The sequence below is a fragment of the Oscillatoria sp. HE19RPO genome, from assembly GCF_024220515.1.
Lineage (GTDB): Bacteria > Cyanobacteriota > Cyanobacteriia > Cyanobacteriales > Laspinemataceae > Laspinema.
Genome location: NZ_JAMXOT010000501.1, coordinates 1 through 2,074, shown reverse-complemented (window position 1 = coordinate 2,074; position 2,074 = coordinate 1). Strand labels below are relative to the sequence as shown.

5 protein-coding genes and 1 pseudogene are annotated in these 2,074 nt (G+C 42.6%); 3 read left to right on the top strand and 3 right to left on the bottom strand.

The window, feature by feature from the left end:
* A pseudogene (locus NG833_RS30160) lies at positions 1–227 on the bottom strand (DUF4351 domain-containing protein); the annotation flags it as partial.
* Between the two features lie 123 nt (positions 228–350).
* Here NG833_RS30160 and NG833_RS30155 point away from each other — a divergent pair.
* Entirely contained in the window at positions 351–530 is a 180-nt protein-coding gene (locus tag NG833_RS30155) for a hypothetical protein (protein WP_254568949.1), read from the top strand.
* Between the two features lie 13 nt (positions 531–543).
* Here NG833_RS30155 and NG833_RS30150 read toward each other — a convergent pair whose 3' ends face one another.
* Entirely contained in the window at positions 544–828 is a 285-nt protein-coding gene (locus tag NG833_RS30150) for a DUF4351 domain-containing protein (protein ID WP_254568948.1), read from the bottom strand.
* A gap of 137 nt (positions 829–965) precedes the next feature.
* Between NG833_RS30150 and NG833_RS30145 the strand changes: the two genes are divergently transcribed.
* Positions 966–1,211 (top strand): hypothetical protein, encoded by a 246-nt coding sequence (locus NG833_RS30145; protein WP_254568947.1) that lies wholly within the window; start codon positions 966–968, stop codon positions 1,209–1,211.
* Positions 1,208–1,465, top strand: coding sequence for a type II toxin-antitoxin system VapC family toxin (locus NG833_RS30890; RefSeq protein WP_309143903.1), 258 nt, complete (start codon positions 1,208–1,210; stop codon positions 1,463–1,465). The genes NG833_RS30145 and NG833_RS30890 overlap by 4 nt, the downstream gene beginning before the upstream one ends.
* 264 nt (positions 1,466–1,729) lie before the next feature.
* Here NG833_RS30890 and NG833_RS30135 read toward each other — a convergent pair.
* Positions 1,730–2,074 (bottom strand): DUF4351 domain-containing protein (locus NG833_RS30135; protein ID WP_254568946.1); only part of this gene is annotated, 345 nt, incomplete at its 5' end.

Here is a 2,074-nt window from a genome sequence, read left to right as displayed (position 1 = left end):
TGTTCCAGATGAATCAGGATGGGGATTTTCCCATATTTCAGTTGGGCTCGGATGACGAGATCCGCTGCGTATTTCTCCCCCGAGGTGATGTCGGTAAAGAGTTCTTTATCTTGGAAGGATAAGGAGTCCGGGTCTAGGGCGTTCCAGAGTTCGGGGAAAAACAGTTCCAAGAATTCGGGCAAGAAGGTTTCTAGGAGTTCTTTGAATAGGCGATCGTGGTCTATCATGGAGATTTGATGGGGGTTACAGTTCTGATATTGTGTTTTATTTTACTATCAAATTGGGTGGTTTTTTTAGGATATATTTTCGGTTTAATTTGGGGGTAATTTGTCAAGTTAGAGAGGGAGTTTTTGTTAAAAATAGTTGATAAAAAATTAGCGATCGCCTCACGAATGTTTGTAGTAACCCCTTTAGGGATGCGATTAAAAGGAATCAATCAAGGAGTCACTACGAACATTGCAAGGGGACATACTCACTCGGTCAGGTGCGTCAGCAAACATCTCGATAAAACCGATCGCCTGTTTATCTGACGCACCCAATCCATTAACCCTCGGTTCTTTCGTTCAACCAGGCGACGAGATCCGCTTCACTGGTAAAATCCAATAGGGCCTCGCTCAACTCCTCTAACTGGGGAGTTGATAACTGTCGGACTGCCAAATCTAACTCGGGAGAAATGCCTCCGCAACGGCGATTGAGTTGGCGCTGAACCAGGGAAACCGTTGCTTCCCGCATTCCTTGTTCCATCCAACTGGTGACAATTTCCATGACTCCCTCCTGTTCTTGGGGTAAAATGCTACTTAATTCGGCTTGCAAGTAGAGAGTAGACAACCGGGGTTCTACTCAAATCGCTGCTCAGGAGTAACTAATCTGGCACAAAAACCTGATTTTTAGTGCCTTTTAACTAATCCTGTATCGATATCCTAGTAGAAACCTGGGTAAACTGTTTAGATAGGGTTAAGGCAATTATGAAACTCACACTCAAATCTAAGGTTGATGCGGAAGGTAAGCTCTTTTTACAACTTCCTCCAGAATTTGCTAATCAAGAACTAGACATTATTATTGATTCTTCTCAAGAACCAATGCCCACTCCAGAAGACTTAGGGTATCAGGCTGATTTTTTTGAGAAAACGGCTGGAAAATGGCAAGGAGAACCTTGGGTTAGAGAAGATTTAGGAGATTGCGATCGCAGAATTTGGGATGTTGAGCCATGATTTATTTATTGGACACAAATACTTGTATTCAATATTTAACGGGGCGCAGTGAAAATGTCAGTTATAAATTTAAAACTACTCTTCGTCAAAATATTGGTTTGTGTGCTGTGGTCAAGGCCGAATTGTATTATGGAGCTTGTCGCAGTGCCAAAAAAGAACAAAATCTCGCTTTATATGAATTATTTTTTTCCCAATATATGAGTTTACCATTCGAGGGGAAATCAGCCAAGGTTTATGGAGAAATTCGCGCTTAACTCTCTAGGCTAGGGACTCCTATCGGTCCTTATGATTTTCAAATTGCGGCGATCGCATTAGCCAACAATCTCATCTTAGTCACTCATAATACTCAAGAATTTAAAAGGATTCAAAATTTAAAACTTGAAGATTGGGAAATTCTATAAATTCCCTCCGGTTATGGATAAATCTGTCACTTCCTAAAAAATCCAAGATTTAATCCTTGATTCTGACAGGTTTTTGCATGAATGCGTCAGCAAATATCTGCTGACGCACCCAATCCATTAACCCTCGGTTCTTTCGTTCAACCAGGCGACGAGATCCGCTTCACTGGTAAAATCCAATAGGGCCTCGCTCAACTCCTCTAACTGGGGAGTTGATAACTGTTGGACTGCCAAATCTAACTCGGGAGAAATGCCCCCGCAACGGCGATTGAGTTGGCGTTGAACCAGGGAAACCGTTGCTTGCCGCATCCCCTGTTCGAGTCCTTGTTCGATTCCTTGTTCCATCCAACTGGTGACAATTTCCATGACTCCCTCCTGTTCTTGGGGTAAAATGGTACTCAATTGTGCTTGAAATAGGGCTTGTTCTTCTGGATTTAAGCGTAGGTAAACATCGATAAATCCGGA